Below are 1,052 nucleotides of genomic sequence, written 5' to 3' on the forward strand. Positions count from 1 at the left end.
GCCGCCACAATTGCCCCACGAGAGAGCACTAAACTGACTTTAAAAAAGCTTTGCCAAGGAGATAGCCCCATTAACTGGCTAGCTTGTACTAATTTGAATGACTGCTCGCGAAGGGCTGTTTTAAAAATTAAAAATAAATACGGGTAAAGTACCAAGGCAATCATAACGATGGCGCCGGGTAATGTACGTATATCAAAAAACCAATAGTCGCTAGGTGATTGCCAGCCAAACCATTCTCTCAGCGCTATTTGCACCGGGCCCGCATAATCTAATAAATCAGTGTATACATAGGCAATAATATAGGTAGGCATAGCAAGGGGCAGCATAAGTGCCCATTCAAACTGTTTTTTACCCGGGAAACTACAGTAAGCCGTTAGCCACCCAAGTGGCAAAGCTATGGCGCAGCTAAGGACGCAAACACCTAAAACTAACAATACGGTATTGGTTATGTAATCCCAAAGCACGGTATCCCACAGGTGAGAAAACACCTCAGAGCTACCTTGTAGAGATTCAAAAAGAAGAAAAAACAACGGGGCCGAAAGTATTAAGCCAGTCGACCACGCAAAGAGCTGCCATTTAGACAGCTTAAATTTATTAGTCATTAAAGATCGAACTTCACCTCATCAATTAGCTTAAGTGCTAACGGACGATATTTACTAATCTCATCAAGTGGCAAGCTGTCTTCTTTAAAGCTACCCCAAGAGGCAACCAAAGTTGATAATTCAACACCCGACTTAACTGGATACTCCATATTTAATGAAGCATACATGTTTTGTGCTTTGCTGTCGGTCATATATTCTATGAGCTTTAATGCATTTTCAGGGTTTTTAGCGTATTTGGTAATAACCGCACCCGATACATTTATGTGTGAGCCACGATTAGTTTGATTCGGAAAGTTAATATTTACGGCCTCTGCCCAACCTTTTTGTTCTTTATCTTCTAGCATTTTGCCAAGGTAGTAACTATTACCTAATGCCAAGTTACATAAACCTTCTTTAACAGCTTTAACTTGAGCACGATCGTTACCTTGAGGCTTGCGCGCTAAATTAGCC

The 1,052-nt window shown here is 41.3% G+C and carries 1 protein-coding gene and 1 pseudogene; both read right to left on the reverse strand.

Features of this window, described 5'->3' with window-relative positions; genetic code table 11:
* On the reverse strand, positions 1–602 hold a 602-nt coding region (locus L656_RS0101285), incomplete at its 3' end, for an ABC transporter permease (protein ID WP_024597894.1).
* A pseudogene (locus tag L656_RS0101290) lies at positions 602–1,052 on the reverse strand (extracellular solute-binding protein); the annotation flags it as partial. The pseudogene L656_RS0101290 and the gene L656_RS0101285, both read right to left, overlap by 1 nt.

Source organism: Pseudoalteromonas sp. TAE56, from assembly GCF_000497955.1.
Lineage (GTDB): Bacteria > Pseudomonadota > Gammaproteobacteria > Enterobacterales > Alteromonadaceae > Pseudoalteromonas.